This is a genomic window from Burkholderia sp. APQ4-4ca, from assembly GCF_057837105.1.
The window spans coordinates 1-25,566 of sequence record NZ_JBYQCG010000224.1 but is presented as its reverse complement, the minus strand read 5'-3'; the positions used below and the strand labels follow the sequence as shown (position 1 = coordinate 25,566).

General features: G+C 68.1%; 26 protein-coding genes and 1 tRNA gene. 15 read left to right on the top strand and 12 right to left on the bottom strand.

Annotated elements, in window-relative coordinates; genetic code table 11:
* Positions 1-18: 18 nt before the first annotated feature.
* On the bottom strand, positions 19-735 hold the full coding sequence (locus tag AC3IFE_RS25145; protein ID WP_089468229.1) for a 16S rRNA pseudouridine(516) synthase: 717 nt from the start codon (positions 733-735) through the stop codon (positions 19-21).
* Between the two features lie 114 nt (positions 736-849).
* Between AC3IFE_RS25145 and AC3IFE_RS25140 the strand changes: the two genes are divergently transcribed.
* From AC3IFE_RS25140 to AC3IFE_RS25125, 4 genes are all read left to right on the top strand, one after another.
* On the top strand, positions 850-1,212 hold the full coding sequence (locus AC3IFE_RS25140; RefSeq protein WP_489192715.1) for a copper resistance protein CopC: 363 nt from the start codon (positions 850-852) through the stop codon (positions 1,210-1,212).
* Between the two features lie 67 nt (positions 1,213-1,279).
* On the top strand, positions 1,280-1,780 hold the full coding sequence (locus tag AC3IFE_RS25135) for a DinB family protein (protein ID WP_489192713.1): 501 nt from the start codon (positions 1,280-1,282) through the stop codon (positions 1,778-1,780).
* A gap of 182 nt (positions 1,781-1,962) precedes the next feature.
* Positions 1,963-2,736 carry an SDR family oxidoreductase gene (locus AC3IFE_RS25130; RefSeq protein WP_489192711.1) on the top strand — a complete coding sequence of 258 codons (774 nt, stop codon included), beginning with the start codon at positions 1,963-1,965 and terminating at the stop codon, positions 2,734-2,736.
* Positions 2,737-2,900: 164 nt separating this feature from the next.
* Positions 2,901-3,830 carry a LysR family transcriptional regulator gene (locus tag AC3IFE_RS25125; protein ID WP_489192709.1) on the top strand — a complete coding sequence of 310 codons (930 nt, stop codon included), beginning with the start codon at positions 2,901-2,903 and terminating at the stop codon, positions 3,828-3,830.
* A 108-nt stretch (positions 3,831-3,938) separates the two neighbouring features.
* Here AC3IFE_RS25125 and AC3IFE_RS25120 read toward each other — a convergent pair whose 3' ends face one another.
* Entirely contained in the window at positions 3,939-4,826 is an 888-nt protein-coding gene (locus AC3IFE_RS25120) for a LysR substrate-binding domain-containing protein (RefSeq protein ID WP_489192707.1), read from the bottom strand.
* A 106-nt stretch (positions 4,827-4,932) separates the two neighbouring features.
* Here AC3IFE_RS25120 and AC3IFE_RS25115 point away from each other — a divergent pair, with 106 nt between their 5' ends.
* Complete coding sequence (locus AC3IFE_RS25115) at positions 4,933-5,823, top strand: alpha/beta fold hydrolase (RefSeq protein WP_489192705.1); 891 nt, start codon at positions 4,933-4,935, stop codon at positions 5,821-5,823.
* Positions 5,824-5,853: 30 nt separating this feature from the next.
* On the opposite strand, the gene AC3IFE_RS25110 is transcribed toward AC3IFE_RS25115, so the two are convergent.
* On the bottom strand, positions 5,854-6,753 hold the full coding sequence (locus AC3IFE_RS25110; RefSeq protein WP_489192703.1) for an SDR family oxidoreductase: 900 nt from the start codon (positions 6,751-6,753) through the stop codon (positions 5,854-5,856).
* A gap of 44 nt (positions 6,754-6,797) precedes the next feature.
* Positions 6,798-7,535 (bottom strand): SDR family oxidoreductase, encoded by a 738-nt coding sequence (locus tag AC3IFE_RS25105; protein ID WP_089468222.1) that lies wholly within the window; start codon positions 7,533-7,535, stop codon positions 6,798-6,800.
* Between the two features lie 120 nt (positions 7,536-7,655).
* On the opposite strand from AC3IFE_RS25105, the gene AC3IFE_RS25100 reads away from it, so the two are divergent.
* Positions 7,656-8,558, top strand: a complete 903-nt coding sequence (locus tag AC3IFE_RS25100) for a LysR family transcriptional regulator (RefSeq protein WP_489192701.1) — start codon at positions 7,656-7,658, stop codon at positions 8,556-8,558.
* A gap of 346 nt (positions 8,559-8,904) precedes the next feature.
* Here AC3IFE_RS25100 and AC3IFE_RS25095 read toward each other — a convergent pair.
* The 3 genes from AC3IFE_RS25095 to AC3IFE_RS25085 all read right to left on the bottom strand — a co-directional run bounded on the left by AC3IFE_RS25095 (position 8,905) and on the right by AC3IFE_RS25085 (position 11,354).
* Positions 8,905-8,989 (bottom strand) — tRNA-Leu (locus tag AC3IFE_RS25095).
* 96 nt (positions 8,990-9,085) lie between these two features.
* Positions 9,086-10,261, bottom strand: coding sequence for an ABC transporter substrate-binding protein (locus AC3IFE_RS25090; RefSeq protein ID WP_489192699.1), 1,176 nt, complete (start codon positions 10,259-10,261; stop codon positions 9,086-9,088).
* Between the two features lie 151 nt (positions 10,262-10,412).
* Complete coding sequence (locus tag AC3IFE_RS25085; RefSeq protein WP_006478072.1) at positions 10,413-11,354, bottom strand: CysB family HTH-type transcriptional regulator; 942 nt, start codon at positions 11,352-11,354, stop codon at positions 10,413-10,415.
* 214 nt (positions 11,355-11,568) lie between these two features.
* Between AC3IFE_RS25085 and AC3IFE_RS25080 the strand changes: the two genes are divergently transcribed.
* The 6 genes from AC3IFE_RS25080 (at position 11,569) to cobA (ending at position 17,750) form a co-directional block, all read left to right on the top strand.
* A complete protein-coding gene (locus AC3IFE_RS25080; RefSeq protein ID WP_489192697.1) occupies positions 11,569-13,248 on the top strand; it encodes a nitrite/sulfite reductase in 1,680 nt (559 codons plus the stop codon).
* Positions 13,249-13,272: 24 nt separating this feature from the next.
* The gene (locus AC3IFE_RS25075; protein ID WP_489192695.1) at positions 13,273-13,815 is read left to right on the top strand and encodes a DUF934 domain-containing protein; all 543 of its coding nucleotides are present in this window, start codon (positions 13,273-13,275) and stop codon (positions 13,813-13,815) included.
* Positions 13,812-14,564 carry a phosphoadenylyl-sulfate reductase gene (locus AC3IFE_RS25070; protein ID WP_301738702.1) on the top strand — a complete coding sequence of 251 codons (753 nt, stop codon included), beginning with the start codon at positions 13,812-13,814 and terminating at the stop codon, positions 14,562-14,564. The genes AC3IFE_RS25075 and AC3IFE_RS25070 overlap by 4 nt, the downstream gene beginning before the upstream one ends.
* A 75-nt stretch (positions 14,565-14,639) precedes the next feature.
* A complete protein-coding gene (cysD, locus tag AC3IFE_RS25065; protein WP_489192693.1) occupies positions 14,640-15,602 on the top strand; it encodes a sulfate adenylyltransferase subunit CysD in 963 nt (320 codons plus the stop codon).
* 22 nt (positions 15,603-15,624) lie between these two features.
* Positions 15,625-16,941: a sulfate adenylyltransferase subunit 1 gene (locus tag AC3IFE_RS25060; protein WP_089468206.1), complete on the top strand. Its 1,317-nt coding sequence runs from the start codon at positions 15,625-15,627 to the stop codon at positions 16,939-16,941.
* A 59-nt stretch (positions 16,942-17,000) separates the two neighbouring features.
* Positions 17,001-17,750, top strand: coding sequence for a uroporphyrinogen-III C-methyltransferase (gene cobA / locus AC3IFE_RS25055; protein WP_489192691.1), 750 nt, complete (start codon positions 17,001-17,003; stop codon positions 17,748-17,750).
* 84 nt (positions 17,751-17,834) lie between these two features.
* On the opposite strand, the gene AC3IFE_RS25050 is transcribed toward cobA, so the two are convergent.
* From AC3IFE_RS25050 to lptF, 3 genes are read right to left on the bottom strand one after another with little or no spacing between them, the layout of a single operon-like run.
* Positions 17,835-18,215 carry a sirohydrochlorin chelatase gene (locus AC3IFE_RS25050; RefSeq protein WP_089468204.1) on the bottom strand — a complete coding sequence of 127 codons (381 nt, stop codon included), beginning with the start codon at positions 18,213-18,215 and terminating at the stop codon, positions 17,835-17,837.
* 27 nt (positions 18,216-18,242) lie between these two features.
* Positions 18,243-19,391, bottom strand: a complete 1,149-nt coding sequence (gene lptG, locus AC3IFE_RS25045; RefSeq protein WP_089468203.1) for an LPS export ABC transporter permease LptG — start codon at positions 19,389-19,391, stop codon at positions 18,243-18,245.
* A 3-nt stretch (positions 19,392-19,394) separates the two neighbouring features.
* Positions 19,395-20,489, bottom strand: coding sequence for an LPS export ABC transporter permease LptF (gene lptF, locus AC3IFE_RS25040; RefSeq protein WP_301738699.1), 1,095 nt, complete (start codon positions 20,487-20,489; stop codon positions 19,395-19,397).
* Between the two features lie 122 nt (positions 20,490-20,611).
* Here lptF and AC3IFE_RS25035 point away from each other — a divergent pair, with 122 nt between their 5' ends.
* The 3 genes from AC3IFE_RS25035 to AC3IFE_RS25025 are packed head-to-tail and all read left to right on the top strand — an operon-like array spanning position 20,612 to position 23,352.
* Positions 20,612-22,123: a leucyl aminopeptidase gene (locus AC3IFE_RS25035; RefSeq protein WP_489192688.1), complete on the top strand. Its 1,512-nt coding sequence runs from the start codon at positions 20,612-20,614 to the stop codon at positions 22,121-22,123.
* A 34-nt stretch (positions 22,124-22,157) separates the two neighbouring features.
* Positions 22,158-22,574, top strand: coding sequence for a DNA polymerase III subunit chi (locus AC3IFE_RS25030; RefSeq protein WP_006484796.1), 417 nt, complete (start codon positions 22,158-22,160; stop codon positions 22,572-22,574).
* 25 nt (positions 22,575-22,599) lie between these two features.
* The gene (locus AC3IFE_RS25025; protein ID WP_489192686.1) at positions 22,600-23,352 is read left to right on the top strand and encodes a DUF2486 family protein; all 753 of its coding nucleotides are present in this window, start codon (positions 22,600-22,602) and stop codon (positions 23,350-23,352) included.
* Between the two features lie 145 nt (positions 23,353-23,497).
* Here AC3IFE_RS25025 and AC3IFE_RS25020 read toward each other — a convergent pair whose 3' ends face one another.
* Together AC3IFE_RS25020 and ilvD are read right to left on the bottom strand one after the other, a co-directional pair.
* Entirely contained in the window at positions 23,498-23,839 is a 342-nt protein-coding gene (locus AC3IFE_RS25020) for a c-type cytochrome (RefSeq protein ID WP_489192684.1), read from the bottom strand.
* Positions 23,840-23,964: 125 nt separating this feature from the next.
* A partial coding sequence (gene ilvD / locus AC3IFE_RS25015) for a dihydroxy-acid dehydratase (RefSeq protein WP_489192682.1) occupies positions 23,965-25,566 on the bottom strand: 1,602 nt, incomplete at its 5' end.

Genomic DNA, 25,566 nt, shown 5'->3' with positions numbered 1-25,566 from the left:
GGTCGTGCGGATTTTCCCTTACAGGGTTTTGACCGGATTGCGCAGCATGGAAAGGTCGGCTTCATCGAGCCACCGCCAGGCGCCCGGCGCGAGATCGGCCGGCAGCGCGAAGCCGCCGATGCTTTCGCGGTGCAGCAATTCGACGCGGTTGCTCGCCGCCGCGACCATCCGCTTGACCTGGTGGTATTTGCCTTCGAGCACGGTCAGCGCGAGCGTGTGCGTGTCGCGGGCGTCGGCGGTGACCGCCGCGATCGGCTTCGGCTCGCCATGCAGCTGCACGCCGGTGCGCAGCGCGTGCAATTGGGCATCGTCGAGCGGGTGGCGCACGGTCGCGACGTAGGTCTTCGGCACCTTGCGCTTCGGCGACGTGTACGCGTGCACGAACTGGCCGTCGTCGGACAGCAGCAACAGGCCGGTCGTATCCTGGTCGAGCCGGCCAACGCACTGCACGCCGCGCGCGACGAGCGGCGCGGGCAACAGGCTGAACACGCTCGCATGGTGCTGCGGATCGCGCGAACACTCGTAGCCCGCCGGCTTGTTGAGCGCGAGATAGGCGCGCGCGTGGAACGGCCATGCCGTATCGTCGACCGCGAACACGAGGCCGTCGGTGTCGAAGGTGGCGTCCGGGTCGGTCGCGGCGGCGCCCGCGACGGCGACGCGGCCTGCTTCGATCAGGCCGCGGCACTGGCGGCGCGAGCCGAAGCCCTGGGTGTAGAGAATGCTTTCGAGATCCATAGCGCGCGCATTCTATCAAGCGGCGGCGCAGGGGCGGCATGAACGTGCATGCGCTGGTAAGCTGCCGGAACGCCGCGCCGCGCGCGGCGCCCGTTCATACTTCACGGACCGTCCATGCGTTTCGATTCATTCCCGTTCGGCCGCCACGCGGGCGCCGTTATCGTGGCCGTGACCGTCTCGTCTGCCGCGTTCGCGCACGCGCATCTCGCGAAGAGCGACCCGGTGGCGGCCACCGCACCGGCCGCCGTCACGATCGACTTCACCGAGCCGCTGGAGCCGGCATTCAGCTCGATCGTCGTCGTCGACGGCGACGGCAAGACGGTGTCGAGCGGCCGCGCGCGCATCGACGCGTCGAACCGCAAGCGGATGACGGTGCCGCTCGCGGCGCTCGGCGCGGGCGCGTATACGGTGAAGTGGGTGGCCGTCGCGACCGACGGGCATCGCACGCAGGGTGCGTACGGCTTCACCGTGAAGTGACGCAACGGCGGCGGCCGGCCCGTGCCAGGGTTGCCGCGCGCCTTTATCCGACAGGGAGTTTCCCCGCATGAATCCGACGACGCTCGACGCACTCGCCGATTTCCCCCGTCAGCTCGAAGCGCATTTCGCGGCCGTGCCCGACGGCTATGCGCGCTGGACACCCGACGACTGGGCCGGCATGCCGAGCGAGCATTTCTCGCCGCTCGGGCAGCTCTGCCACGTACGCGACATCGAGATCGACGGCTATCACGTGCGGCTGCGTCGCATGCTCGACGAAGACCACCCGCTGCTCGTGTCGATTGACGGCGACGCGCTCGCGATCGAGCGGCGCTACGACGACGCGTATGCGTCCGACGTGCTCGCGGCGATTCGCGCCGCGCGGCGCGAGACGCTGGCGCGGCTGTCGCGCGTCACGCCCGAACAGTTCGAGCGTACCGGCGCGTTCGACGGCTACGGTTCGCTGACCGTGCGCGGGCTCGTCCATTACCTGTGCAGCCACGACCAGCAGCATCTCGCCGGCATGCAGTGGCTGCTCGGCAAGATCGACGCGGCGCTGTACGCGCGCTGAGCGGGCCGGCGGCCGCGCCGCGAATAATTGCAGAATCCGCCCCCGCCGTCGGTGCGGCAGACCACCTTGCATCGCTTCGATTGGATCGGTTTTCTGGATAATCCATCCAGCCGCGGCCGGCTGATCGGCACGCCGCGCATGCCTACACTCCTAGCTTCGTTCAACGAAAAAAGGAGTCAACCGTGGCAACTCATACGCTCGCAGACAAGGTCGTCCTGATCGCAGGCGGCGCAAAGAATCTCGGCGGCCTGATCGCCCGGGACCTGGCGGGCCACGGCGCGAAGGCGGTGGCGATTCACTACAACAGCGCGGGGTCGCAGGCTCAGGCCGAGGAGACGGCCGCGGCGGTGCGTGCGGCCGGGGCGGAAGCCGCGACGTTCCAGGCGGACCTGACGACGGCGGCCGCGGTCGAGAAGCTGTTCGACGACGCGAAGCAGCGCTTCGGCAAGATCGACATCGCGATCAACACGGTGGGCAAGGTGCTGAAGAAGCCGTTCACGGAAATCAGCGAGGCCGAGTACGACGAGATGTTCGCGGTCAACAGCAAGTCGGCGTTCTTCTTCATCAAGGAAGCCGGGCGGCACCTCGAGGATCACGGCAAGCTCGTCACGCTCGTGACGTCGCTGCTCGGCGCGTTCACACCGTTCTACGCGGCGTACGAAGGGTCGAAGGCGCCGGTCGAGCACTTCACGCGCGCGGCGTCGAAGGAGTACGGCGCGCGCGGGATCTCGGTAACGGCCGTCGGGCCCGGCCCGATGGACACGCCGTTCTTCTATCCGGCCGAAGGCGCCGATGCGGTCGCGTATCACAAGACGGCCGCCGCGCTGTCGCCGTTCAGCAAGACGGGGCTGACCGACATCGAGGACGTCGTGCCGTTCATCCGCCATCTCGTGACCGACGGCTGGTGGATCACCGGCCAGACGATCCTGATCAACGGCGGCTACACGACCAAGTAACCGGGCTGCTTGCGGCGGCGCGGCGCCCCGCACTGGCGCGTTTGCGTGGACAATGGACGGGCGCGCGGCCACGAGGCCGCGCGCCCGTTTTCTCTTGTCGCCGAAGCCGGCCGCGATGCGCGGCGGCCGGCGCCGATCGTGGTTCGAACCCGGGTTTCCCGCCGATGGACAAGCTGGATCAGGTCAGGATCTTCCTGCAGGTTGCCGAGATGGGCAGCTTCATCAAGGCCGCGCATGCGCTCGACGTGCCGCGCGCGACCGTGTCGGCGGCCGTCCAGCAGCTCGAGACGGCGCTCGGCACGCGGCTGCTGCACCGCACGACCCGCCAGGTGCAGCTGACCGCCGACGGCGCGCTGCTGCTCGAACGCGGCCGGCGCCTGCTCGCGGAAGCCGACGAACTCGATCGCCTGTTCCGGCGCCGCGACCGCGACGTGGTCGGGCGGCTGAACGTCGACGTGCCGAGCCGGATCGCACGCCGCGTCGTGGCGCCCGCGCTGCCGTCGCTGTTTCGCCGTCACCCTAAGCTGCAACTGTCGCTCGGCTCCACGGACCGCGCGATCGACCTCGTGCAGGAGGGCGTCGATTGCGCGATCCGCGTCGGGCGGCTCGCGGACAGCAGCCTCGTCGTGCGGCCGCTCGGACAGTTCACGCTGATCAACTGCGCGAGCCCCGACTACCTGCGCGAATGCGGCGTGCCCGAGCATCCGGATGCGCTCGCGCACGGGCACTGGGCGATCGGCTATGCGTCGCCGACGACGGGGGGCGAGCTCGGCTGGGAATACTGCGCGGACGGGCAGCGGCACACGCTGACGCTGCCGAGCCGCGTGATCGTCAACAACGCCGAAACCTATATCGCCAGCTGTGTTGCGGGAATGGGGTTGATCCAGATTCCGCGCTTCGACGTCGAGCATTTGCTGGCGAGCGGCGCACTCGTCGACGTGATGCTCGGCCACCGCGCCGAGCCGATGGACGTGTCGGCCGTGTATCCGCACCGCCGGCATCGCTCGAGGCGGCTCAACGCGTTCATCGAATGGTTCGGCGCGTTGATGGCGGAGGCATTGAACGACGCGGGCGCGAGCGACGGCGGCGACTGAAAGCGGGATCGTGCCGGTATCCGCGGGCCGCCCGCCGTTTACCGGCCCGTGGCGCCGCTCGAGCGGCGGCGCGAGGGGCGGTCCGTGCGGCGAGCGCGCCGCGCGTGCTCAGGCGGCGAACTGCCGCGTGCGCCCGGTCGCCCGCACCGCGTCGATCAGCGCGGCGCCGACGCCGGCGGGTTTCGACGCGAATGCGTAAAAGCGGGCGGCGGGCAGCGCCGGCAGGCCGTCGTGCGGCCCGCATGCGCGCAGGCCGTCGCGCAACTGGCTGCGCGCGAGCGCCGTGACCGCGAAGCCGGCGAGCGCGGCCGACATGCAGCCGGCCATGCTCGCGCTTTCGAACAGCACGCGAAACGGCCGCAGCGCGGCTGCGAGCGCGGACACCGCGGCTTCCCGGTACACGCACGGTTCCGGAAACAGCGCGAGCGGCACGCCTTCGTCGGCGTCGAGCGCCGTATCGGCCGCGAATGCCCACACCAGCGGCTCCTCCCACAGCAGTTCGCCCGGCGTGTCGACCTGCCGGCACTGCTTGCCGAACACGACGTCGAGCCGGCCCAACGATTGCTCCCGCAGCAGCGACGCGGTGATGCCGACCTTCAGTTCGATCGACGTGCGCGGATGGCTGTCGCGGAACGTGCGCAGCACCTGCGGCAGCCACGTGCCCGCGAAATCTTCCGACGCGCCGATCCGCAGCGGCCCGTGCGCCGGCGCGCCGCGCAGCCGTGCGCGCACCTCGCGCTCCATGTCGACGATGTTGCGCGCGTACGCGTACAGCGTGTCGCCGGCCGGTGTCAGCGCGATCCGGCGCGTCGTGCGCGCCAGCAGCACGGTGCCGGCCGCCTGTTCGAGCCGCTTGATGTGGCCGCTGACGGCGGATGGCGTCAGGGCGAGGCGTTCCGCGGCCGGCGCGAACCCGCGGCTGTCGACGACTTCGAGAAAGGTGCGCAGCAGCGCGATGTCGAGCGCGGTGGACGCGGGATCGGTCGGCGGTTCCATGGATCGATTCAACGCAATATTCAAAGAGTGAATCATGATACTCCGCGAATCGTGATGAAAGGGTGGCCTACCATCGTAGGTTCCTGCCGACCTGACGGAGTGCACGATGACGACCTATGCGCAAGCGACGACCGCGTCGCTCGACATTGCCTATCTCGAATGGAACCCGCGCGGCGAGCGCGTGGCCGTGCTGCTGCACGGCTGGCCGGACAGCCCGGTCGGCTGGGAGACGGTGGCCGCGGCACTGGCCGCGCGCGGCTACCGCGTGCTCGCGCCCGCGTTGCGCGGCTTCGCGCCGACGCGCTTTCGCGACGCGTCCGTGCCACGCAGCGGCCAGCTCGCGGCGCTCGGGCGCGACCTGCTCGAATTCGTCGACGTGCTCGGTATCGAGCCGCCCGTGCTGGTCGGGCACGACTGGGGCGCCCGCGCGGCCGCGAACGCGTGCGGGCTGCGCGACGCCGCCGCATCGCATCTCGTGATGCTGTCGGTCGGGTACGGCACCAACGATCCCGCCCAGCCGCTGTCGCTGCAGCAGGCGCGCAACTACTGGTATCACTGGTTCATGGCGACGCCGCGCGGCGAGCAGGCGCTGCGCGACGACCGCCGCGCGTTCGCGCGCCTGATGTGGGACACGTGGTCGCCGCCGGGCTGGTATCGCGACAGCGATTTCGATGCGGCGGCCGTCGCGTTCGACGGACCCGACTGGATCGACGTCGTGCTGCATTCGTACCGGCAGCGCTGGGGCTTCGCGCCGGGCGCGCCGGCTTATGCCGACGACGATGCGAGGCTGAACCCGGCGCCCGTGCTGTCGGTGCCGACGCTCGTGCTGCACGGCGGCGCGGACACCTGCAATCATCCGGACAGCTCGGCCGGGCGCGAGCGGTTCTTCGCCGGGCGCTACGAGCGGCACGTGCTCGACGGAATCGGGCACTTCCCGCAGCGCGAATCCGCGGTGGCGGTCGCGGACGCGATTCTCCGGTTCTGCGAGCGAGGGTGACGCGCGCCGGCCGGCCCGACGCGCGAAGGATCAGCCGCCAGCGCGCGGCGCGAGCAGATCGGCGAGTCCGATGTTCCTGAACATCTCGCGGCGGATGCGATCGCCGACGCGGAACACCTCCTCGGCGCCGTCCTGCGACGGGTCGACGAATACGCGGTAGGGGCGCTTGCCGGCCGGCGCCGCGACGAGCTCGGCGATCGCCGTGGCGACGGCGCCCGCGTCGGCGTCGGCCGGTTCAAGCGCGGCGAGGCCCTTCAACGCCTGATCGGCGACGCCTGCGTAAGGCCCGCTGTCGTAGGCGGCCTGCACGGCGGTATCGGCCGGCTTGCCCGCATGAAGAAAGTGATTCGTGCCGCGGGTGAACGCGCCCGGCACGACGATCGACGTTTCGATGCCCCAGCGCGCGAGTTCGGCCGCGTAGGACACCGCGAGCGAATCCATCGCGGCTTTCGCGGCGAAGTAAGGGGCGAGGAACGGCGGGGTGCCGCCGCGCGCCGACGAGGACGACACCCACACGAGCAGGCCGCGGCCCTGGCGGCGCAGGTGCGGCAGCGCCGCGCGGTTCACGCGCTGGGTCGACACGACGTTGACGTCGTAGAGCTGCGCCAGCTGTTCGGGCGTGAACGCTTCGGCCGGCCCGAACACCATGTGACCGGCGTTGTGGACGACGACGTCCAGACGGCCGTGGTCGGCGATCACGCGGTCGATGGCGGCGTCGACCGATGCGTCGTCGCGGACGTCGAGTTCGACGCTGCGCAGGTCGACGCCGTGTTGTCGCGCATAGGCGGCGATGGCGGCGACGCGCGGCGCATTGCGCCCGGCGCTCTCGCGCATCGACGCATAGACCGTGTGACCGGCGCGAGCGAGCGCCTGGGCCGTCAGCCAGCCGAAGCCGCTGGACGCGCCGGTGACGAGGACGATTTCCTTCATGAGCGATCTCCTGGCGAAAAGATGAGGCGGCGGCGAGCGGCCCGTCAGCACATGCCGCCGTTGGCGCGCAGGATCTGCCCGTTGACCCACGCGCCGTCGGGGCCGGCGAGGAACGCGACGACGCGCGCGATGTCGTCGGGCTGGCCGAGCCGCTCGAGCGGGTTCAGCTTCGCGAGCCGATCGACGAGTTCGGGGCTCTTGCCCTGCAGGAACAATTCGGTCGCGACCGGTCCCGGCGCGACGGCATTCACGCGGACGCCGCGCCCGCGCATTTCCTGCGCGAGCACCTGCGTCAGGCTTTCGACCGCCGCCTTGCTGGCGACGTACACGCCGTAAGTCGGCATGCGCATGCCGATCACGCTGGTCGACAGGTTGATGATGCGTCCGCCGTCGCGCACCCGCCTGGCTGCTTCGCGGCAGACGTTGAACGTGCCTTTCACGTTGATGGCGATCGTTTCGTCGAACAGCGCGTCGTCGCAGTCGGCGATGGCCGCCAGCTTCATCACGCCCGCGGAATTGACCACCACGTCCAGGCCGCCGAATGCTTGTTGCGCGGTGTCGAACAGCGCGGCCACGGCCGCCGGGTCGGCGACGTTCGCCTGCACCGCGACCGCCTGCCCGCCGTCGGCGACGATCGCGTCGACCACTTCGCGGGCCGGGCCGGCGCTCCCGGCATAGTTGACGACGACCCGGAAGCCGTCCCGGGCGAGTTGGCGGGCGATTTCCGCGCCGATGCCGCGCGACGAACCCGTGACGAGGGCGACTTGTTCCGATGTGCTCATGTCCTGCTCCTGGTGAGGGGATGAATGCCGTTCGATCCGGCGACAGGGCTACTGTAGGCTTCCTCGATAAATAAAAATAATGAATAATGATCAGTCAATGAATGACTGAAAGTATGTCTCATGAGATTCGACAGCAGGCTGCTCAGTGGTATCGGAGTGCTCTCCGCGGTGATCGAGGCCGGCACCTTCGCGCGGGCAGGCGAGGCGCTAGGGTTGACGCAACCGGCGGTGAGCCGCGCGGTCGCCCGGCTGGAAGAGCGGGTCGGCATCCGGATCTTCAACCGCACGGCGCGCGCGATCACGTTGACCGACGAAGGGCGACGCTTTTACGAGGCGGTCGCGCCGCTGCTGGCCGGCATCGAGGAGGCGGCGCTCGATGCCGGCCAGTCGAAGGCGCGCGTGAGGGGGCGGTTGCGAGTCAACGTGGACGGCACGTTCGGCCACGCCGTGCTGGCGCCGCGGATGGCGGAATTTCTCGACCGCTTTCCCGACCTGTCGGTCGAAATCAGCGTGCGGGACCGGATGGGCGACCTCGTCGCCGACGGCTTCGACGTGGCCGTGCGCTTCGGCATCCCGGAGCCGTCGTCATATCGCGCGCGCCTGCTGCTCGAGACGCGCGTGCTGACCTGCGCGTCGGCGGCCTACGTCGCGCGTCATGGCGAGCCGCGGCACCCGCGGGATCTCGCGGACGGTCACCGGTGCGTGCTGATCCGCGATCCGGTGACGGGGCGGCCGTACGAATGGGAATTTCATCGGGGCGAGGAAGTCGTGCCGGTCGACGTCGCCGGCAGGCTGACAGTCAACGATACGGGCGGGCTGCTCGGCGCATGCGTGGGCGGCGTCGGCATCGCGCAACTGCTGGAGCTCTATGCGCGGGACGTCCTGGCCGACGGGCGGTTGGTGCAGGTGTTGCCCGAATGGGCGGACGAGACTTTCCCGCTTTACGCGTATCACCACGCGTCGAATCTCGTTTCGGCCAAGGTGAGGGTGTTTCTCGACTTCGTGCGCGAGTTGACGGCCTGAGTGGAGCGGCTGCCCGGCGAAGGGCGCCCGTCAGGTCATTCGGTGCGGTGGGGAAGGTTGTCCGGGGACGGATAGGGCGCATGCGGCCCGGGCCAGTCGGGCACGGGCGGCGCGCTCGGTCTGCCGCCCCCCAAGCATGAGCGCCAGCACGGTGGCGAGCACGCCGCGGCAGATCCGGCATGCAATCGCGCGCATGGACATGGGCGGCCTCCGTGGTCGGCATTCCCTGAGGCTTGGACTGCCGGGCGGGCACCTGTTGCGGCGAACGCGGCGCAAAAACAAAAAACCCGCGAAGCGGCGAGCTTGCGCGGGTTTCGACGAAGGCAGCGCGGACGCTGCGAAAGACTGGTGCCCAGGGCCGGAATCGAACCGGCACGCCTTGCGGCGGGGGATTTTGAGTCCCCTGCGTCTACCAATTTCACCACCTGGGCTTGATCCTGGCCGCGCATGCGATGGTGCGCGGCGAAACGCGGATTATGGCGGAAAACCGAGCACCGGGCAAGCAGCCCGGCGACCGGCCGCGTCTGCTACTGGCTCAGATAGACGAACCGCCCCTGTTTCACGATCCCCATCACGCTCGCGCGCTGATCGAGCCCCACGTGATCCTTGTCGCTGGTATTGACGACGCCGTTCGGCACGACGAGCTCGTGCGCGCGTTCGAGTTCGCGCCGCAACGCGGCCCGGAAGGCCGGCGTGCCGGGCTGCGCGACCTTCAGCGCACGGCCGATCGCATCGGCCAGGCGCGGATACACACCCGCTGCATCGCCCGCGAACTGCGTGACCGTGCCGGCGCCGTACTTCGCCTCGTACGCATCGACGAACGCGAGCGCGGCCTGGCGGGCCGGGTGGTCGGCCGGCAGCGTGCGCGCGACGACCACCGGCTGGGTCGGGAACAGCGTCCCGTCGACGTCCTTGCCGCCGAGCTTGATGAATTCCGGCGTCGCGATCCCGTGCGTCTGGTAGATCGGGCCCTTGTAGCCGCGCTCGATCAGCGTGCGCTGCGGCAGCACGGTCGGCGTACCGGCGCCCGCGATCAGGATCGCGTCGGGCTTCGCCGCGATCAGCTTCAGCGCCTGGCCCGTGACGCTCGCGTCGGTGCGGTTGAAGCGCTCGGTCGCGATCACGCGGATCTTGCGCAGGTCGGCGAAGCGCGTGAATTCGTTCAGCCAGCTGTCGCCATAGCTGTCCGCGAAGCCGATGAAGCCGACCGTCTTCACGCCGTGGTTCGCCATGTAGCGGGTCATCACGTCGGCCATCGCGCGGTCGCTCTGCGCCATCTTGAAGGCCCAGGTTCGCGCGCCTTCCTGCGGCTCGACGATCGAGCCCGAGCCGACCAGCGTGATCATCGGCGTCTGCGCGGCGGCTACCGCGTCGAGCGCCGCGAGCGCGGCCGGCGTGATGTTCGGGCCGACCACGACGTCGACGTGGTCCTCGTCGACCAGCTTGCGGATGTTGCGCACCGCGGCGCCCGGGTCGGACGCATCGTCGAGCACCGTGACCTGCACGGGTTGCCCGGCGATCGTCTTCGGCCACATCAGGATCGCGTTCTTGCTCGTGATGCCGATCGCGGCGGCCGGGCCGGTCGACGACAGGTCGACGCCAACCTTCAGGTCGGCATGCGCGGCCGCGCAGGCCAGCACGAGGGCGGCGCCGGCGGCGCGGCGCAACGAGGCGGGTAGCCGTGGCAGGGCGGGAAGCGTCATGCGGGAATCTCCGTCTGGCAACAAAACGGGGCGCGACAGGCGCCCCAGTGTTCACAGTGTTCATACACGCGGGCTCGGGAAAACGCCGGGTCGCCCCGGGTTTTCTCGATCGCCCCGGAGGCCTGGCGCGAAGCGGCAGGCCCGGGAGCGCTTACAGCTCGTACGATTCGGCTTCGCCCTTGAGCGCCTGCTCGATCAGCTTGCGGTTCAGCGTCGGCGACAGCAGTTCGACGAGCGTATACACATAGCTGCGCAGGTAGGCGCCCTGCTTGAGCGCGACACGCGTCACGTTGCTGCCGAACAGGTGGCCGACCGGAATCAGCCGCAGGCCGCGATCGCGCTCGGGATTGAACGCGATGTCGGCCATGATGCCGACGCCGAGGCCGAGTTCGACATAGGTCTTGATCACGTCGGCGTCGATCGCCTCGAGCACGATGTCCGGCGACAGCCCGCGCAGCGCGAACGCATGGTTGATCTTCTTGCGGCCCGCGAACGCGTCGTCGTACGTGATCAGCGGGTATTGGGCGAGATCGTCGAGCGTGACCGGCTTGCGTTCGAGCAGCGGATGGTCGGCCGGCACGACGGCCGCGTGATGCCACTGGAAGCAGGGCAGCGACACGAGTTCCTTGTAGTCGGAGATCGCCTCGGTCGCGATCGCGAGATCGGCCTGATCGTGGATCACCATCTCGGCCACCTGCGTGGGGCTGCCTTGCAGGATCGACAGGTGCACCTTCGGGAAGCGCTTCTTGAACTCGGCGATCGCGGCCGGCAGCGAGTAGCGGGCCTGCGTGTGGGTGGCCGCGATGGTCAGGTTGCCCTGGTCCTGGGCCGCATAATCTTTTCCGACTCTTTTGAGGCTTTCCACTTCCTGGAGAATCCGCTCGACCGACGCGAGGATGATCCGGCCCGGCTCGGTGAGCGAGCGCACGCGCTTGCCGTGCCGCGTGAAGATCTCGACGCCCAGCTCGTCCTCGAGCTCGATGATCGCCTTCGACACCCCCGGTTGCGACGTGTAGAGCGCCTTGGCGGCCTCGGTGAGGTTGAAATTCTGCCGGACGGCCTCGCGCACGAAGCGAAATTGGTGCAGGTTCATTTATAACCCTTCCGCATATCAACAGAATTTTTTAGTCGTTTGAAATATAAGGCGAGTTTATTACGATTCACCGGAGTTTTTCAAATATGGATATCTGTTTTCGTCATTAGCAATCCAGCCGGCCGCGGTTGGCGGCGGTGACGACGGAACGGAGATTCGGGCGCGACGTGGCTAGGACGTCGCGCGGTCACCACGAAAACCCTGGGGTCCCCGAATGTATCAGTACGACCAATACGACCAGACGATCGTCGACGAGCGAGTCGCGCAGTACCGCGATCAGGTGCGCCGCCGGCTGTCGGGCGAGTTGAGCGAAGACGAATTCCGTCCGCTGCGTCTGCAGAACGGCCTGTACATGCAGCGTCACGCATACATGCACCGCATCGCGATTCCGTACGGCAACCTGCGCAGCGACCAGCTCCGGATGCTGGCCCGCATCGCCCGTGAACACGACCGCGGCTACGGCCACTTCTCGACGCGCTCGAACATCCAGTTCAACTGGATCGAGCTCGAAGACACGCCCGAGATCCTCGCGAAGCTCGCGTCGGTGCAGATGCACGGGATCCAGACGTCGGGCAACTGCATCCGCAACATCACGGCCGACCAGTTCGCCGGCGTCGCGCAGGACGAAGAGATCGATCCGCGCCCGTGGTCGGAAATCCTGCGCCAGTGGTCGACGTTCCATCCCGAATTCGCGTGGCTGCCGCGCAAGTTCAAGATCGCGGTGTCGGGCTCGAAGCACGACCGCGCGGCCGTGCAGATCCACGACCTCGGCGTGTACCTGAAGAAGAACGCGCAGGGCGAGGTGGTCGCGAGCATCCTCGCGGGCGGCGGCCTCGGCCGCACGCCGATCGTCGGCGCGGTGATCAAGGAAGACCTGCCGTGGCAGCACCTGCTCACGTACTGCGAAGCCGTGCTGCGCGTGTACAACCGTTACGGCCGCCGCGACAACCTGTACAAGGCGCGGATCAAGATCCTCGTGAAGGCGCTGTCGCCGGCGAAGTTCGCGCAGCAGGTCGAGGAAGAGTGGCAGCATCTGAAGGATGGTCCTTCGACGCTCACGCAGGCCGAAATCGACCGCGTGTCGCAGTATTTCCAGCCGCCCGTCTACGAGAAGCTGGCCGACACCGACGCGTCGTTCGAACAGCACCTGCTCGAGAACAAGGCGTTCGCGCGCTGGGTCGAGCGTAACGTCGCGCCGCACAAGGTGCCGGGCTATGCGGCCGTCACGCTGTCTCTGAAGGATCACCGCGTGGCGCCGGGCGACGCGACCGACGCGCAGATGGAGCTGGTCGCCGACTGGGCCGACGCGTACTCGTTCGGCGAGCTGCGCGTGTCGCACGAGCAGAACCTGATTCTCGCGAACGTGAAGAAGCGCGATCTGTTCCCGCTGTGGGAAAAGGCGAAGGCGGCCGGTTTCGCGACGCCGAACGTGGGCCTCCTGACCGACATCATCGCGTGCCCGGGCGGCGATTTCTGCTCGCTCGCGAATGCGAAGTCGATCCCGATCGCGCTGGCGATCCAGCAGCGTTTCGACGATCTCGACTACGTGTACGACCTCGGCGAACTGTCGCTGAACATTTCCGGTTGCATGAACTCGTGCGGTCACCATCACGTGGGCAACATCGGCATCCTCGGCGTCGACAAGGACGGCGCCGAGTGGTACCAGGTGTCGCTCGGCGGCGAGCAGGGCACGGGCCGCAACGGCGCGCGCCTCGGCCGCGTGATCGGGCCGTCGTTCTCCGCGGAAGAAGTGCCGGACGTGATCGCGAAGCTGATCGATACGTTCGTCGAGGCGCGCATCGACGGCGAGCGCTTCATCGACACGTACGATCGCATCGGCATCGCGCCGTTCAAGGAGCGCGTGTATGCGGCGCGCCAGGCAGTGAACGCGTAACCAACCGGGTAGGGGAATTTGCAGATGGCTTCGATTATCAAGAACCGCGCAGTGATCGACGACGCATGGCAGGTCGTGCGCGCGGCGGAAGACGGTGCGCTGCCCGCGGTCGACGCATTGCCGGCCGGCAAGGTGCTGGTGCCGTTCGCGTGGTGGCAGGCCGAGCGCGCGGCGCTCGTCGCCGCGAAGACGAAGGACGAACTCGGCGTGTGGCTCGCGCCGGACAGCGAGCCGGCCGATCTGGTGGCCGACTTCGGCGCGATCTCGCTGATCGCGGTCGACTTCCCGCGCTTCGCGGACGGCTGCGGCTACAGCATCGCGCGCCTGCTGCGCGAACGTCATGGCTGGACCGGCGAGCTGCGCGCGATCGGCGACGTGCTGCGCGACCAGTTGCTGTACATGTCGCGTTGCGGCTTCGACGCATTCGCGGTGCGCGCCGACAAGGACATCCACGACGCGTTGAACGCATTCACGGAATTCACGCAGCGTTACCAGGGCGCGTTCGACGAGCCGGTGCCGCTGTTCCGCCGCCGCGCGGCTGCGGCCGACACGAAGGTGAGCGCATGAGCACCGCGACCGCCACCGCGCTGACGCCGGAACTCGCCGCGAAGGTCGAGCGCCTCGACGCGCTGCTCGCGCGGATCGGCGAGCGTCACGACAAGGTGAAATTCGCGAGCAGCCTCGCCGCGGAAGACATGCTGCTCACGCACGCGATCCTGTCGAAGGGCGTGTCGATCGGCATCTTCTCGCTGAACACGGGCCGCCTGCACGCGGAAACGCTCGGCATGATCGACCGCGTGCGCGAACGCTACGGCTACGAGATCGAGCAGTTCCATCCGCGGCAGGACGCGGTCGACCAGTATGTGGCCGAGCACGGCCTGAACGCGTTCTACGAGAGCGTCGAGCTGCGCAAGTCGTGCTGCCACATCCGCAAGGTCGAGCCGCTGAACCGCGCGCTGGCGGACGTCGGCGCGTGGGTGACGGGCCAGCGCCGCGAGCAGTCGGTCACGCGCGCGGAGCTGCACGAGGAAGAACAGGACGACGCGCGCGGAATCGCGAAGTACAACCCGCTCGCCGACTGGACGGAAGCCGACGTGTGGGCGTACCTTGAAGCGTTCGACGTGCCGGTCAACCCGCTGCATGCGCGCGGCTATCCGAGCATCGGCTGCGAGCCGTGCACGCGCGCGATCCGTCCCGGCGAGGACAGCCGCGCGGGCCGCTGGTGGTGGGAATCGCGCGACACGAAGGAATGCGGGCTGCACATCACGACGATCACGCCGATTCCCGCGAACGCCGAATCCGGCGCGGCGCACTGAAAGCCGACAAGAAACCGAATATTGCGCCGCCTGCGACAGCGGGCGGCACGAACCCAGAAGAGAAGGACTGAAATCATGAGCACGACGCTCGAGCAATCCGCCTTTGCCCCGCCCACCGGCGCCGAGAGCCGCATGGGCCACCTCGACTGGCTCGAAGCCGAGTCGATCCACATCCTGCGCGAACTCGTTGCCGAATGCAGCAAGCCGGCGCTGTTGTTCTCGGGCGGCAAGGATTCGGTCGTCGTGCTGCATCTGGCGCTGAAGGCATTCGGCCTCGGCCCGAACCGCAAGACGACGCTGCCGTTCCCGCTCGTGCATATCGACACGGGCCACAACTACGAGGAAGTGATCGACTTCCGCGATCGCCGTGCGCAAGAGCTGGGCGCCGAGCTGGTGGTCGGCCACGTCGAGGATTCGATCAAGCGCGGCACGGTCGTGCTGCGCCGCGAAACCGATTCGCGCAACGCCGCGCAGGCCGTCACGCTGCTGGAAACGATCGAGCAGCACGGCTATACGGCGCTGATCGGCGGCGCGCGCCGCGACGAAGAGAAGGCGCGCGCGAAGGAGCGCATCTTCTCGTTCCGCGACGAATTCGGCCAATGGGATCCGAAGGCGCAGCGCCCGGAACTGTGGAGCCTGTACAACGCCCGCCTGCACAAGGGCGAGCATCTGCGCGTGTTCCCGATCTCGAACTGGACCGAGCTCGACGTGTGGCAGTACATCGCGCGCGAGAACCTCGAACTGCCGTCGATCTACTACGCGCATCAGCGCGAGATCGTGCGTCGCAACGGGCTGCTGGTGCCGGTCACGCCGCTCACGCCGATGCGTGACGGCGAGACGAGCGAACTCGCGCAGGTGCGCTTCCGCACGGTCGGCGACATCAGCTGCACGTGCCCGGTCGAGAGCGACGCGGACGACGTCGAGAAGATCATCGCCGAGACGGCGGTGACCGAGATCACCGAGCGCGGCGCGACCCGGATGGACGACCAGGCATCCGAAGCCGCGATGGAACAGCGCAAGAAGCAAGGTTATTTCTGAAGCACACGAGGACATTCACATCATGAGCATCATCGAGAACACCGAAGACCTCGGCGTGTTGCGTTTCATCACCGCGGGCAGCGTCGACGACGGCAAGAGCACGCTGATCGGCCGCCTGCTGTACGACAGCAAGGCCGTGCTGTCCGACCAGCTGTCCGCGCTGTCGCGCGCGAAGAACAAGCGCACGGTCGGCGACGAGCTCGATCTCGCGCTGCTGACGGACGGCCTCGAAGCCGAGCGCGAGCAGGGCATCACGATCGACGTCGCGTATCGCTACTTCGCGACCGCGAAGCGCAAGTTCATCATCGCCGACACGCCGGGCCACGAGCAGTACACGCGCAACATGGTGACGGGCGCGTCGACCGCGCACGCGGCGATCGTGCTGATCGACGCGACGCGCATCACGGTCGAGAACGGCGTCGTGCAACTGCTGCCGCAGACCAAGCGCCACAGCGCGATCGTCAAGCTGCTCGGGCTGCAGCACGTGATCGTCGCGATCAACAAGATGGACCTCGTCGATTACAGCGAGGCGCGCTTCAACGAGATCCGCGACGCGTACGTCGCGCTCGCGAAGCAGCTCGGCCTGACCGACGTGCGCTTCGTGCCGGTGTCGGCGCTCAAGGGCGACAACATCGTCGGCGCGAGCGAGCGCATGCCGTGGTACGCCGGCGAGCCGCTGCTCGACGTGCTCGAGTCGCTGCCGGTCGAGACGCAGGCGCATGACGCGCTGCGCTTCCCGGTGCAGTGGGTCGCGCGGCAGGACGGCAGCTCGGCCGACGATTTCCGCGGCTACATGGGCCGGATCGAGTCGGGCGAAGTGAAGGTCGGCGACGCGATCGTCGTGCTGCCGTCGAACCGCACCGCGACGGTCGCCGAGATCGTCGCGCCGGTGCCGGGCGGCACCGCGTCGGTCGCGCACGCGTTCGCGGGCCAGACGGTGACGATTCGTCTCGCAGAGGACGTCGACGTGTCGCGCGGCGACATGTTCGTCACGACCGCCGAGCCGGTCGAGCCGGCCAAGAAGCTGGAGGCCGACCTGTGCTGGTTCGACGACGCGCCGCTGTCGCAGCAGCGCAAGTACCTGCTGAAGCAGACCACCAGCACGGTGTTCGCGAAGATCGGCGCGGTCAAACAGGTGCTCGACGTACATACGCTGTCGCACGCGACCGACCGTCAGGAACTGAAGATGAACGACATCGGCCGCGTGGCGCTGACGCTGCAAAAGCCGATCGTCTGCGACACGTACGATGCGCACCCCGGTACGGGCGCGTTCGTGCTGATCGACGAGGCGACGCATCACACGGTCGCCGCGGGCATGATCCGCGCGTTCTCGGCGTAATCGTCAATCCGCGCGGCGGCGAACCGGCCGCCGCGCAGGACCCTAGCGAAGCGACACACATGGGCAAGGTATATCTGATCGGCGCAGGGCCGGGCGCCGCGGACCTCATCACGGTGCGCGGCATGCGGCTGCTCGAGCAGGCTGACGTCGTGCTGCACGACGCGCTCGTCGAGCCCGCGATGCTCGACTATGCGCCGAACGCGCGGAAGATCGCGGTCGGCAAGCGCTGTGGGCAGCGTTCGACCGCGCAGCATTTCATCAACAAGCAGATCGTCGATGCGGCGCGCGAGCATGCATGCGTCGTGCGGCTGAAGGGCGGCGATCCGATGCTGTTCGGCCGCGCGGAAGAGGAAATGCGCGCGCTGGAGGCGGCAGGCATCGACTACGAGGTCGTGCCGGGCATCACCGCGGCGCTGGCCGGCGCGGCGACGCTCAAGCGTTCGCTGACGTTGCGCGGCGTATCGCGCAGCGTGGCCTTTGCGACGCACAGCCGGGCACCGGGCAGCGACGAGATCCGCGAAGCCGCGCGCGCCGATTCGATCGTCTACTACATGGGCCGCGACAGCGCGCCCGGCATCGCGCAGGAATTGATCGACGCCGGCCGTGCGCCGGCGACGCCGGTGGCGATCGTCGAGGCCTGCAGCACCGCGCGCGAACGCACGCTGACGTTGACGCTCGCGCAGATGGCGGCCGGCGATGCGCAGGCGTGGCTCGATCCCGCGGAGCCGAGCCTGCTGATGATCGGCGATGCGTTCGCCGAACGCGCGCGGCAGGCGCAGGCGGGCGATCCAATCCGCAATGCCGCCTGAGCACGGCTCGAACGCGGTCCCCAACGAAAAAAGCGCTGGCAGATGCCGGCGCTTTTTCGTTGGGGACGACGAATGCGTGGGCGGCTACGCGTCGTCGCCGAGCTGGTCGACGCAATAGCGCGCGACCGCGTCCAACACGCCGTCGTCTTCCCCGACGGCCGTCGCGCAGCGGATCTCGACGCCCGGATGCGCGGCGCGGCATGCGTCGACGAGCTGCGGCAGGTCGCGGCGGACATGGCCGCCCTGGCCGAAGAACACGGGCACCACGGTGATGCGCGCGCAGCCGGCCGCGACTTGCGCGGCCACGGCGTCAGCGAGCGACGGCGTCATCAGTTCGAGGAACGCGAGCGACACCTGCGCGGCCGGGGAGGCGCCCCGCAGCCGCGCGGCGAGCCGCTCGAACGGCTCGGCCCAGCGCGGATCGCGCGCGCCGTGGCCGAACAGGACGATACCGTGCGAATGCATGTCGAAGCCTCCGTCGCGACGCGGCGCTCAGTGCCGGTCGACCCACTTGAGCGCGAACAGGCCGAGCGCGAGATAGATGAGGCCCGGCGTCGCCGCGGTGAGCGGCGCGGGCCACGTGTTCAGCGTGCCGATGTGCGAGAACAGCGTGTTGAGCAGCTGGAAGCTCATGCCGAGCATGATGCCGCCGAACACCTTCACGCCGACCACGCCGGCCCGCGTGTGCAGGTACGCGAACGGCAGCGACAGCACGAGCATCACGAACACCGCGAACGGGTACAGCAGCTTGCGCCACAGCGCGATGTCGTAGCGCTGCGTGTCCTGCTGGTTCTCGCGCAGGTGCTGGATGTAGCGGAACAGGTTGATGATCGACATGCGCTCCGGCGACACGAGCAGCACCGACAGGATCTGCGGCGTCAGGTCGGAGCGCAGCCGGTATTCGGGCAGCGACACCTGCTGCGACCGGTACACGGGGTTCAGCGCGTCGGCCGGCTGGCCGGTGATCGGCTTGATCGGCGTCAGCTCCGTTTCGGTGACGCCCTTCAGCAACCAGTGGCCGGGCGGCTCGTAGCGGCCCGTCTGCGCGATCCGCACGTTCTGCAGCTGGAATTTCGAGTCGAATTCGTAGATGCGCACGTTGCTGATCGTCGAGTCGGGCGACAGGCTGCCGACGTTGACGAAGCGCGTGACCTGCTCGCCGTTCTCGCGGGCCGCGAGCGTGTCCTTCACCCACACGCCCGACTGGAAGTTCGACGACACCGATGCGCCGAGCGCCTGCAGCCGCACGCGTTCGGACAACTGGTCGGCGTACGGGCCGACGAATTCGCCGATCAGGTAGGTGACGATCACGAGCGGCACGCCGATCTTCAGCAGCGAGCGCAGCGCCTGGTTGGTCGCGAGGCCCGACACGCGGAAGATCGTGAATTCCGAGTTCGCGGCCATCTGCGCGAACACGTAGATCGCGCTGATCAGCGCGGCGACCGGGATGATCTCGTAGAAGCGCGACGGCGTCTGCAGCGCGACGCGCAGCACCGCGTAGCCGAACTTGTAGTTGCCGTGCCCGACCGAGTTCAGTTCGCTGATCAGGTCGAAGAAGAAGAACAGGCCCGAGAACGCGAACAGGATGAAGATGAACGTGACGTAGATCTGCCGCGCGAAGTACTTTTCATAGAGCCGCATCGATCATGCTCCCGAGCGGCCGAACAGCGCGCGTGTCAACAACGGACGATTGCGCACGCGCAACCAGAAAATGAACGCGACGATCGCCGCGACGAGCAGGTGCAGGCCGACGAGACCGACGCCGAACGACATCTTGCCCTGCTCGATCTGCGCCTGCACGACGTTCAGCAGGTTCGAGTACGTGAGGTAGATCAGCACCGCCATCACGAGATTGATCGTGCGGCTGCGGCGCGGGTTCTGGTACGCGAGCGGGATGCCGAGCACCATCAGGTTCAGCGCGATCAGCGGCAGCCCCGCGCGCCACGCGAATTCCGCGAGGTTGTCGCGCGTCGGGTTGCGCAGTAGGTCGGGCGTGGGCGTGCTGTTGGTGGTCTGCACGTTGACGACCGGCTTGCTCGTGATCTTCACGCCGTAGCGCTCGAACTCCATGATCTTGAAGTTCGGCTGGCCGGGCGTGCCGTCGTAGCGGCGGCCGTTTTCGAGGACGACGAACCGATCGCCGTCCTTCGAAGTTTCCGTATGGCCGGTTTGCGACACGACCACGTTGACCTTGCCGTTTTCCGTCGACGTGACGAAGACGTTCTGCACCTTGCTCTGGTCGGGCGACATCTTCTCGATGAAGAACACGCGATGGTTCGCGGCCGATTCGCGGAACTGGCCGGGCGCGAGCAGGGAGATTTCGTCGCGCTGCTGGAAGCGCGCCTTGATCATCTTGCTCTGCTGGTTCGACCACGGCCAGCCGACGAACGCGAAGAAGGCGATCAGCAGGATGATCGGCGCGGCGAACACGCCGATCGGCTTGATGAGGCGCGTGAGGCTCACGCCCGACGCGAGCCACACGACCATTTCGGAATCCCGGTACCACCGGGTCAGCACGAACAGGATCGACACGAACAGCGTGACGACGAGCATCACGGCGAGGTAGCCGATCACGGTCAGGCCGATCAGCACGAGCACGTCCCGCGGATCGATTTCGCCGGACGCGGCGTAGCCGACGATGCGAATCATCATCGTCGTGAGCATGATCGTGAGCAGCACCATGAACACGGCGCCAGCCGTATACGCAAGCTCGCGCTGGAGGGAGCGTTCGAAGATCATTCTTGATGAGAAGAGGGCGGGAGGCTGCGCACGCGTGGTGGAGCGCTCGCGCCGCCACGGGAAAAATAGCGGATAATTGCGGCTTTCATCCTTAGCCCAGATTTTATCCGAGGACAAGCGCGATGGACTTTAGCATAAAAGGCTGTGATTGGAGCAAAGGCGAAGCCAAGGGGTTCCTGACCGGGAAGTCCGACTGCATCGTGCTCGGCATCTTCGAGGCGCAGACCCTGTCGGGCGCGGCGCTCGACATCGACACGGCCACCAAGGGGCTGATCTCGCGCGTGGTGAAGGCCGGCGACATGGACGGCAAGCGCGGCAAGACGCTGTTCCTGCACGAAGTATCGGGCATCGGCGCGTCGCGCGTGCTGCTCGTCGGGCTCGGCAAGCAGGATGCTTTCAATCAGAAAGCCTATAACGATGCGGTGACGGCCGCGTGGCGCGCGCTGCTGGCGACCAAGGTCGCCCAGGTCACGTTCTCGCTCGCGCAACTGCCGGTCGACGAGCGCAGCTCCGACTGGGGCGTGCGCGCCGCGATCCTCGCGCTGCGCAACGAGACCTACCGTTTCACGCAGATGAAGAGCAAGCCGGAACCGGCGTCGCACACGCTCAAGCGCGTCGTGTTCAGCGTCGACCCGGCCGACGAAAAGGCCGCGAAGGTCGCGATCAAGCAGGCCGTCGCGCTCGCGAACGGGATGGATCTCACCCGCGACCTCGGCAACCTGCCGGGCAACGTGTGCACGCCGACCTACCTCGGCAACACCGCGAAGAAGATCGCGAAGGATTGGGGCCTGAAGGCCGAAGTGCTCGGGCTCAAGCAGATCCAGGCGCTGAAGATGGGGTCGTTCCTGTCGGTCGCGCGCGCGTCGGTCGAGCCGCCGCAGTTCATCGTGCTCCACTACCAGGGCGCCGCCGCGAAGGCCGCGCCGGTCGTGCTGGTGGGCAAGGGCATCACGTTCGATACGGGCGGCATCTCGCTGAAGCCGGGCGAGGGCATGGACGAGATGAAGTACGACATGTGCGGCGCGGGCTCCGTGCTCGGCACGATGCGTGCGGTCGCCGAGATGGGCCTGAAGATCAACGTCGTCGCGATCGTGCCGACCTGCGAGAACATGCCGGGCGGCAACGCGACGAAGCCGGGCGACATCGTCACCAGCATGAAGGGGCTGACGATCGAGGTGCTGAACACCGACGCCGAAGGCCGCCTGATCCTGTGCGACGCGCTCACGTATGCCGAGCGCTTCAAGCCGGCCGCCGTGATCGACGTCGCGACGCTGACGGGCGCGTGCGTGATCGCGCTGGGCGGCCACAACAGCGGGCTGTTCTCGACGAACGACGCGCTCGCGGGCGAGCTGCTCGACGCGTCGCGCGAAGCGAACGACCCGGCATGGCGCATGCCGCTCGACGACGAGTACCAGGATCAGCTGAAGTCGAATTTCGCGGATCTCGCGAACATCGGCGGGCGTCCGGCCGGCGCCGTGACGGCCGCGTGCTTCCTGTCGCGCTTCACCGAGAGCTATCCGTGGGCCCACCTCGACATCGCGGGCACTGCGTGGAAGGGCGGTGCCGCGAAGGGCGCGACGGGCCGTCCGGTGCCGCTGCTCGCGCAGTTCCTGATCGACCGCGCCGGCCAGTGATGGCGGGGCGGACGACGCTGCGGGTGCGCGGGCAATGACGCGGATCGATTTTCACTCGAACGTCGGCGATTCGCTCGCGTACGCGTGCCGGCTGCTGCGCAAGGCCTATCAGGCCGGGCAGCCGGTCGTCGTGCTCGCCGAGCCCGCGCGCCTGCGCGCGCTCGACGAGCGGCTCTGGACGTTCTCGCCGCTCGATTTCATCCCGCATTGCGGCGTCGACAGCGAGCACGCAGCCGGCACGCCGATCGTGCTGGCCGCCGATCTCGACCGCGCGCCGCATCATCACGTGCTGCTGAACCTCGGCGCGACCGTGCCCGCGCAATTCGCCCGCTTCGAGCGCCTGCTCGAAGTGGTCGGCAACGCGCCGGACGAGCTGGCCGCGGGCCGCGACCGCTACCGGTTCTACCGCGATCGCGGCTACGCGCTGAACAACTACAAGCAGGGCGGCTAGCCGCAACCGTCGACGGAGTGTTCCCGTGACAGAAGCCGATTCATCCTCGATCCCGACGCTGACCGACGTGCTGGTGCCCGGCAAGCCGGTGCCGGCGCGCTCGCCCGTGTCCGTCGCCCCTGGGCCGCACGACGACGCGACGATTCCGGTGCTCACCGACGTGATCGCACCGGCGGCCGCCGCTGCCGCGCCGGGCGAATTCCATCAAACCGAAGCCGACCCCGATTCCGTCGTGGTCGAGCCTGTGCCGACGCCGCACGTGCCGGCCGCCGAACTGCCGGGCGACGTGGCGACGGCCGCCGCGGGTGAGACCGACGCGCCGGCCGAACCCGGCGCAGCGGAGCACGTGGTCGCCGAAGAGGCGGCGGCGATGACGGCGCCGTTGCGCACGTCGCTGGTCGACGATGAGCTGCCGCAGCACGCGTTCGCCGCGATTGCGCGCGACGCGGCCGCACACGCGCCCGACACGGCGATGCCGGAACCAGGTCTGACCAGCGCCGCGCCGCAGCCGGATGCGCAGGCCGCGGCCGCGCTGACGCCGGAGGACGCGCAGCACATCGCCGAACGGCTTCGCAATTGCCTGACGACCTATCTGACCGGGCCGGGGCGCGAGGCCATCGAAGCGCGTTGTCGCGATGCGTTGCACGAGCATTCGGCCTGGCTGGTCGGCCAGGTCACGCGCGAGGTCGCACTCGCGCTGGAAACCGAGGTGATGGACTGGGTGCGCGATGCGGTCGATGAAGAGATCGCCCGCCGTCGCGCCGGTCATTCCGGCTGAACGGCAATCGTTCGCGGCAGTGAAGAAGAAGGTGCGGCCCGCTCAGGGCCTGCGAGGCCGGCGGTAATGCGCCGCCGGTCGGGGGGACGGGTTGCCAACTGCCACGCGCTGCACACGGCGTCGGTGCGTCGCGCGGGTAGCCGATTCAGCGAACCGACAGTACCCGAACCGACAGTACCCACTGCGCGAGCGTGCGCGCTTCGGTGCCCGTCAGTTGCGTATTGGCGGGCATCGGCACGCTGCCCCATACGCCGACGCTGCCTTTCACGATCGATTGCGCAAGATAATCGGCGGCGTCGTTGCGCGTCGCATACTTGCCGGCGATGTCGTGGAACGACGGACCCATCAGCGGCTTGCCGATCGCATGGCAGGCCATGCAGTTCTTGCGCTGCGCGAGCGCGAGCCCGTCAGCCTGGTCGGCGCGCGCCGCCGCCGCGCTACCGGTCAGCAGCGTCGCGAGCAGCACGCGCAATATCGTCTGTTTCATGCGGTTCTCCGCCGGCGGGGACGGCCGGCTTCATGGTCCGCGCATTATAGAAGCAAAGGGAAAGCGCGTTTTGCGCGTTCCCCGGCGGCCCGTTTATCGGGGTCGCCTGTCCTGCTGCTTTTACATCAACCCGTGACCGCCCCCTGGTTCGCCGGCCGCGCGAGCGCCGCGAATTTCGCGAGCACGCCGCGCGTATAGCGCGGCGCGGGCTGCTGCCATGCGGCGCGGCGGCGCGCGAGTTCGGCGTCGTCGACGTTCAGTTGCAGCAGCAGCCGGTGCGCGTCGATCGTGATCGAATCGCCTTCCTGCACCAGGGCGATCGTGCCGCCGACGAACGCTTCGGGCGCGACGTGGCCGACCACCATGCCCCAGGTGCCGCCGGAGAAGCGGCCGTCCGTGATGAAGCCGACCGATTCGCCGAGCCCCTTGCCGATGATCGCGGAGGTCGGCGCGAGCATTTCCGGCATGCCGGGGCCGCCCTTCGGGCCGAGGTAGCGCAGCACGAGGATGTCGCCCGCGCGGATCCGGTCGCCGAGGATCGCGTCCATCGCGCTCTGCTCGTCGTCGAACACGCGCGCCGGGCCCGTGATCACCGGGTTCTTCAGGCCGGTGATCTTCGCGACCGCGCCGTCTTCCGCGAGATTGCCCTTCAGGATCGCGAGATGGCCTTTCTTGTACAGCGCGCGGTCGATCGGGAAGATCACGTCCTGATCCGCGCGCGGCACGGCCGGCACGTCCTTCAGCTCGTCGGCGATCGTGCGGCCGGTGATCGTCATGCAGTCGCCATGCAGCAGCCCCGCGTCGAGCAGGATCTTCAGCACCTGCGGAATCCCGCCGGCCCGATGCAGGTCGGTCGCGACGTACTTTCCCGACGGCTTCAGGTCGCAGACTACCGGCACGCGTTTGCGGATGCGCTCGAAGTCGTCGATCGTCCAGTCGACCTCGGCCGCGTGCGCGATCGCGAGATAGTGCAGCACCGCATTGGTCGAGCCGCCGGTGGCCATGATCACCGACACCGCGTTCTCGATCGATTCCTTCGTGATGATGTCGCACGGCTTCAGGTCGCGTTGCACGGCCTCGACCAGCACGCGCGCCGATTCGGCGGCCGAATCGACCTTCTCCTGGTCGGGGTTCGCCATCGTCGACGAATACAGCAGCGACATCCCCAGCGCCTCGAACGACGAGCTCATCGTGTTCGCGGTGTACATGCCGCCGCACGAACCCGACGTCGGGCACGCGTTTTTCTCGACGCCTTCGAAATCCTCCTGCGACATCCGGCCCGCGGTGAATTCGCCGACGGCCTCGAACGACGACACGATCGTCAGGTCGCGGCCTTTCCAGTTGCCCGGGCGGATCGTGCCGCCGTACACGTAGATGCCCGGCACGTTCAGGCGCGCGAGCGCGATCATGCCGCCCGGCATGTTCTTGTCGCAGCCGCCGACCACCACCACGCCGTCCATCCACTGGCCCTGCACGCAGGTTTCGATGCAATCGGCGATCACTTCGCGCGACACGAGCGAGTACTTCATCCCTTCGGTGCCCATCGACATGCCGTCCGAAATCGTCGGCGTGCCGAAGATCTGCGGGTTCGCGCCGGCCGCCTTCACTGACGCGACCGCCGCGTCCGACAGCCGCTGCAGGCCGGAATTGCACGGCGTGATCGTCGAATGGCCGTTCGCGATGCCGATCATCGGCTTGTCGAAATCGTCCTTCTGGTAGCCGAGGGC

What these genes read in the sequence shown, in the direction of transcription:
- lptF (WP_301738699.1), bottom strand. Translation starts at nt 20,489, where the DNA reads ATGATCTTCGAACGCTCCCTCCAGCGCGAGCTTGCGTATACGGCTGGC.
- AC3IFE_RS25135 (WP_489192713.1), top strand. Translation starts at nt 1,280, where the DNA reads ATGAATCCGACGACGCTCGACGCACTCGCCGATTTCCCCCGTCAGCTC.
- AC3IFE_RS25115 (WP_489192705.1), top strand. Translation starts at nt 4,933, where the DNA reads ATGACGACCTATGCGCAAGCGACGACCGCGTCGCTCGACATTGCCTAT.
- AC3IFE_RS25120 (WP_489192707.1), bottom strand. Translation starts at nt 4,826, where the DNA reads ATGGAACCGCCGACCGATCCCGCGTCCACCGCGCTCGACATCGCGCTG.
- AC3IFE_RS25080 (WP_489192697.1), top strand. Translation starts at nt 11,569, where the DNA reads ATGTATCAGTACGACCAATACGACCAGACGATCGTCGACGAGCGAGTC.
- AC3IFE_RS25125 (WP_489192709.1), top strand. Translation starts at nt 2,901, where the DNA reads ATGGACAAGCTGGATCAGGTCAGGATCTTCCTGCAGGTTGCCGAGATG.
- AC3IFE_RS25020 (WP_489192684.1), bottom strand. Translation starts at nt 23,839, where the DNA reads ATGAAACAGACGATATTGCGCGTGCTGCTCGCGACGCTGCTGACCGGT.
- AC3IFE_RS25075 (WP_489192695.1), top strand. Translation starts at nt 13,273, where the DNA reads ATGGCTTCGATTATCAAGAACCGCGCAGTGATCGACGACGCATGGCAG.
- AC3IFE_RS25030 (WP_006484796.1), top strand. Translation starts at nt 22,158, where the DNA reads ATGACGCGGATCGATTTTCACTCGAACGTCGGCGATTCGCTCGCGTAC.
- AC3IFE_RS25105 (WP_089468222.1), bottom strand. Translation starts at nt 7,535, where the DNA reads ATGAGCACATCGGAACAAGTCGCCCTCGTCACGGGTTCGTCGCGCGGC.
- AC3IFE_RS25100 (WP_489192701.1), top strand. Translation starts at nt 7,656, where the DNA reads ATGAGATTCGACAGCAGGCTGCTCAGTGGTATCGGAGTGCTCTCCGCG.
- AC3IFE_RS25145 (WP_089468229.1), bottom strand. Translation starts at nt 735, where the DNA reads ATGGATCTCGAAAGCATTCTCTACACCCAGGGCTTCGGCTCGCGCCGC.
- AC3IFE_RS25110 (WP_489192703.1), bottom strand. Translation starts at nt 6,753, where the DNA reads ATGAAGGAAATCGTCCTCGTCACCGGCGCGTCCAGCGGCTTCGGCTGG.
- cysD (WP_489192693.1), top strand. Translation starts at nt 14,640, where the DNA reads ATGAGCACGACGCTCGAGCAATCCGCCTTTGCCCCGCCCACCGGCGCC.
- AC3IFE_RS25050 (WP_089468204.1), bottom strand. Translation starts at nt 18,215, where the DNA reads ATGCATTCGCACGGTATCGTCCTGTTCGGCCACGGCGCGCGCGATCCG.
- AC3IFE_RS25035 (WP_489192688.1), top strand. Translation starts at nt 20,612, where the DNA reads ATGGACTTTAGCATAAAAGGCTGTGATTGGAGCAAAGGCGAAGCCAAG.
- AC3IFE_RS25060 (WP_089468206.1), top strand. Translation starts at nt 15,625, where the DNA reads ATGAGCATCATCGAGAACACCGAAGACCTCGGCGTGTTGCGTTTCATC.
- AC3IFE_RS25140 (WP_489192715.1), top strand. Translation starts at nt 850, where the DNA reads ATGCGTTTCGATTCATTCCCGTTCGGCCGCCACGCGGGCGCCGTTATC.
- cobA (WP_489192691.1), top strand. Translation starts at nt 17,001, where the DNA reads ATGGGCAAGGTATATCTGATCGGCGCAGGGCCGGGCGCCGCGGACCTC.
- AC3IFE_RS25085 (WP_006478072.1), bottom strand. Translation starts at nt 11,354, where the DNA reads ATGAACCTGCACCAATTTCGCTTCGTGCGCGAGGCCGTCCGGCAGAAT.
- AC3IFE_RS25090 (WP_489192699.1), bottom strand. Translation starts at nt 10,261, where the DNA reads ATGACGCTTCCCGCCCTGCCACGGCTACCCGCCTCGTTGCGCCGCGCC.
- lptG (WP_089468203.1), bottom strand. Translation starts at nt 19,391, where the DNA reads ATGCGGCTCTATGAAAAGTACTTCGCGCGGCAGATCTACGTCACGTTC.
- AC3IFE_RS25070 (WP_301738702.1), top strand. Translation starts at nt 13,812, where the DNA reads ATGAGCACCGCGACCGCCACCGCGCTGACGCCGGAACTCGCCGCGAAG.